Source organism: Mesorhizobium alhagi CCNWXJ12-2, from assembly GCF_000236565.1.
In the GTDB taxonomy this organism is placed as follows: domain Bacteria; phylum Pseudomonadota; class Alphaproteobacteria; order Rhizobiales; family Rhizobiaceae; genus Allomesorhizobium; species Allomesorhizobium alhagi.
Genome location: NZ_AHAM01000040.1, coordinates 1 through 4,112, shown reverse-complemented (window position 1 = coordinate 4,112; position 4,112 = coordinate 1). Strand labels below are relative to the sequence as shown.

General features: G+C 61.0%; 6 protein-coding genes and 1 pseudogene. 6 read left to right on the top strand and 1 reads right to left on the bottom strand.

Going from position 1 to position 4,112, the window contains the following annotated elements; genetic code table 11:
- Positions 1-379: 379 nt before the first annotated feature.
- The 6 genes from MAXJ12_RS36575 (at position 380) to MAXJ12_RS06025 (ending at position 3,662) form a co-directional block, all read left to right on the top strand.
- Positions 380-595, top strand: coding sequence for a hypothetical protein (locus MAXJ12_RS36575; protein WP_139043807.1), 216 nt, complete (start codon positions 380-382; stop codon positions 593-595).
- Positions 592-996, top strand: a complete 405-nt coding sequence (locus MAXJ12_RS06045; protein WP_008834906.1) for a hypothetical protein — start codon at positions 592-594, stop codon at positions 994-996. Before MAXJ12_RS36575 ends, MAXJ12_RS06045 begins: the two co-directional genes overlap by 4 nt.
- 1 nt (position 997) lies before the next feature.
- A complete protein-coding gene (locus MAXJ12_RS06040) occupies positions 998-2,020 on the top strand; it encodes a hypothetical protein (protein WP_157999620.1) in 1,023 nt (340 codons plus the stop codon).
- A gap of 4 nt (positions 2,021-2,024) precedes the next feature.
- A complete protein-coding gene (locus tag MAXJ12_RS06035; protein ID WP_008834904.1) occupies positions 2,025-2,465 on the top strand; it encodes a hypothetical protein in 441 nt (146 codons plus the stop codon).
- A gap of 68 nt (positions 2,466-2,533) precedes the next feature.
- A complete protein-coding gene (locus MAXJ12_RS06030; RefSeq protein WP_040585078.1) occupies positions 2,534-3,142 on the top strand; it encodes a hypothetical protein in 609 nt (202 codons plus the stop codon).
- Entirely contained in the window at positions 3,135-3,662 is a 528-nt protein-coding gene (locus tag MAXJ12_RS06025) for a hypothetical protein (RefSeq protein ID WP_008834902.1), read from the top strand. Before MAXJ12_RS06030 ends, MAXJ12_RS06025 begins: the two co-directional genes overlap by 8 nt.
- A 147-nt stretch (positions 3,663-3,809) precedes the next feature.
- Here the strand turns inward: MAXJ12_RS06025 and MAXJ12_RS38515 are convergent.
- Positions 3,810-4,112: pseudogene (locus MAXJ12_RS38515) on the bottom strand (hypothetical protein); the annotation flags it as partial.

The following is a 4,112-nucleotide window of genomic DNA, read 5'->3' as shown; positions in this document are numbered from 1 at the left end:
GCCCGCCCCGACAGGGCGGAAACAAGGGTGCGCAGCCGCGGACACGATCAAGCTAAATCAAAGCGTTAGCAGTCATCCTGCGGCGCTGTGTCCAACAGATGGCTAATACGAGGCTCTGTATTTTTTATTTTTTCTGTCGGGATGTGGTGTTCTGTTACCACAGGTAGTACATTGCTCGCACGCTGAAGGCCTTTGTCGCCCTGGGAGCGCTTGAAACATGACGGTAATAGCTCACAAAGCCGGCCATATAGGCCCCCGAATAGCCTCCGACACAGGCCTAAACACCCAAATTAACGGCCGCACCCGTGCGGGTCGCCGCTATCACGACCTCAGTTCCCAGCTAATTGCCGATCTCGCGACGCCGCCGTCGGAGGCGCAAATGAGCCTCATCCGACGCGCTGCTACCTTAAGCGTGTGGTGCGAGAGCGCCGATGCCGAAATGGCGAAAGGCCGCACGATCGATATCGGCCTCTACACGACCACGGCTAATACGCTAAGGCGCCTCCTCACTGACCTGGGATTATCGGTCACCACCCGCCAGAAGCCGCCGCCAGCAGCGTCGTACTTCCAGACGCGAAAAGAGGCCAGCGCATGATCGACGCGTGGCTCTTCGAAACAGCTAAGGGCGGACGTTGGCACGTCACGGTTGACGGCGAGGCCATCCTGGCCAGCTCGCGCGAACCCGAGCACGAGGCCTGCTGTGTGCTGGCCCGGCTCGGCATCACTGGCAAGATCAAGTTCCGCCATGCGTGCGGCATGGCCGGCATGGTCATGGATATCCAACGCGCGGCTGGGCTCGCCGTGAACGAAGGCCCGCTCCGTATCGTCAAACAAGCCCCAGAAAGCCGTCCAGATCGACCGCCAGCGGCCGTTTCACCTATTTGGGCCACATCACCCCACCTGACCAAGCAAAGCACTCACACGGGCTCTGTGGCCGCTTTCTTCAATCGAGAGAGGATCAACGACAATGAACGCCATCGCCAAGCACAACAATGACGTGCAGCGCATCGAAGCCGCACTCAGCGAAGCTGAGGCCCGGCTCGCAGAACTCGAAGGCGAGCGCGGCAAGATCGGCGCCACCGCCGATGTCGAAGCTGTTGATGGTTATCATATCGAGCTGTTCAGGGCTCAGAACGCCGTCAAGACCTTCCAGGCTGCGCTCGATGCCGCCAAGGCAGCCGCAGACAAGGCAGCAGCAGACGAGAAAACACGCGCGCTGGAGGCCCGCCACAAGGCAGTGCTGGCCGATGTCACGGCCGCTTACACCGAGCACCGACCCGCTGCATTGGCCGCCATGGCCGACATGATAGCCGCGCTGGAGGCCCTCGGGGCCGCTAAGGCTACGGTTGACGGCTTTAACATGCAGGCGGAGCAAGCAGGCCGGGAGGACCTGATCATCAAATCCGTGGAGGTGCCAAGGCTGACCAACGCCGCCGCGGAGCCCCAACCGCCCGCACTCGCGCGCGAACTGCACGAAAGCAGCGAGGCCTACAGCCAGCGGCAGAGGCAGAATGATATTAAATGGCATGCTGCACTAGCCCACGCGCAGCGCCCACGCGAGCCGCTGGAGCCACTCGAAGAATGGCGACGCAGGCAGGACGACGCCGCCCGCCAGGTAAGGAAGCATAGTGGCGAGGTTCAGTCACAGCATAGCCAACGGCAGAGCCTCGCACGGCGCGGGGTCACGCGGCGCGGCGAAACGGAGGAGGACTATTCGCTGCGGAAGGCTGGCGCACAGCTGGGCATCTGGCGCCGCGATGACGAGACAGCAGATGGGTGGCGCCTTCGCGTTGTTAGCGCTCAGTCTAAGGCTCAGCGCAAGGATGAGGGCGCCGACCCGCTGAAGTTGGCCGGCCAACTCGTGATCGATCTAATCCAGCGGCATGCGCTAGGCGAAGACGCTTATACTCGCCACAGACGCCATCCCGAACCGGTCAGCTCCCGCACGATCATGGCCGCCGGCGGCACGTTCAGCGTTCAAGCTGGCCGCAGCCCCAAAATCGCGCCGATCAGGCGCTGATATCATGGCCACGATCCCGAACTACTCGCCCGTCCCCTTCGGCCCCGCCACGACGCGCGGCATCTTCGATCCGCTCGGCGCATCGCCGCACCAGCAGCAGCGGCAGCGGCGGCGCGCGCCCGCGACGGCGTCCGACGCTGCAAGGCTCGACGCGTACCGCAGGGCCGCCATGCAAATGGCGCCCTCGCGGCCGTCTTCCGGCGTCCCCTTCAGCCAGCGCCTGATCGCGCAAGGCCGCCCATCTGAAAACGTGCAAATCAAACCTCGCACCGCCAAGTTCGACCCTGCATCGTTGGTGATGGCAGGAGCTGATCTGCTCCTGAACATGGTCCTGCGGGCCCCCATGGGGCCGAAGCCGCCGGTCAGTTTGGCTATGGAGCGCGCAGCAGCGCGCGACCGCGACCGCCTCAGGCTTGAACGCCAGCGGTCAAATATTGGCCCCTGATATCGCCCTCGGCAATGTCCGCAACGTGTGCCACTATCTCCATCTGAAACCGGCTGAGGGGGTGGGCAATGATCAGCGGATCAATGAGGGCGCTTTTCGCTGCCGCATTTATGGTGGCAGGCCTTGGGCTTATGTCCAGGCCGCTGTCGGCGGAGAATGCTGAGCCTGAGAAATGCACGTGTGACGCGCTGCCGGAGGCCAATCAGAATAATGGCGCTCAGATACTGAACGCCACCGCCTGCTGGGCGAGCCAGTTTGATGACCTGCAGTGGTGCGACATCACGGTTCAAAGTCTCGAAGGAGACGCGGGTGCTCACGCAGCTGTCGTAGCCACACTGTTCGGGTACCAGAACGGGGACGACCGCGCTGGCATCGTGAACGCCTTGCTCGACGAGTTCGAGCAGTTTGCGGCAACCTATCAGCGCGCGCCCCGGGACGTTGTGTCGTTCGATGTCAATCAAGCCCGGAATATCGTTCCCGACTTGATGAAGGAGTACGAAGATGCGATCGCCGCCTGTGTGTCCGCATTCAAGGAGGCCACCTTTGGAAAGGGTGGCTTCCAGGGGCAAAGCGACGAAGATTTCAGGTGCCGCGTAGGGCAGTCGAGCGGATGGCTCAGGATTGAATTCCGTGTCGGCGAGGTGTGGCTCGCATATATGCTGGCTCCAAATGCGTAAGCCCGAAGTGACCATTACAGGGTCTTTTCAACGTGGGGTTCGATTCGTCCTTGAACACGCCTTAGGAACAGTCATCGGCGCTGCAACCCTTCTGCTCCTTGGCTGGTTTGTTGCCTATTCGTGGTCTCTGCCCAAACCAATCACATTCGACTTTCAAGCGGAGCAACGCTGTCCCAATGGCAAGCTCACCACGATCCAGAAGCGTTTTGCCGACCAGAATATTAGGCTGACGAACGGAGCTGATCGGCTCACGATCTGTGACACGGAGGCTTTGAAGACGGTGCGATCCGAGGCTCCGCGCGATCTGGCCGCCAAGTACAAAGGTTGCCTCAGATGGGATGGCCGGGAATTGATCATGTTGCGCGGTAGTGAGTCCGTGTGCGAGTTACCCGGCGAGGCTGGTTACATCTGTGATGGGGCGAAAGCCCGCAACTATCCCGGCCCCAGCGCCTTGGGTATCGGACAAAAAGTTCCCCGCTGTTCAACCAACCTATTGAGACAACTCGGCTTCGCCCAATAGACGCACCGTTGCAGGTGCTTCTACCTCTTGGGCCATCCGGAAGAGGGCGAAGTTGAGGAGGCAGGTTTACCCATAGGTGTCGGCGGTGCAGGTCGTTCCACCGTTCGAGGCGGGGGCGGATTAATGCCACCCTTGCGCTGATAACCTTCAGTGACTTGCGTTATCCGACCAGCGGTCCCCTTTGTGGTGTAGCCACGGCTCTCGCCTGACTTCGGGTGGTAGGTCTTGGACATCTGCAATCTCTTCCTGGGGCTGTTCTAGCGGAAACTCGATATGCACTGCGTCGGGTTTAAACGATATATAGAGCTGCGGAGGCGACGCTAACAGATTGCCCTCTGCGTCGTAAACGTCGGCTTGAAAAAGGACGAGTTCACGCAGCTTCTCGGTTTCGGAAAAGAGACTGACCCACCCAGCGTACACAACCTTGTTTGTGAAATCCCGGACGTGAAC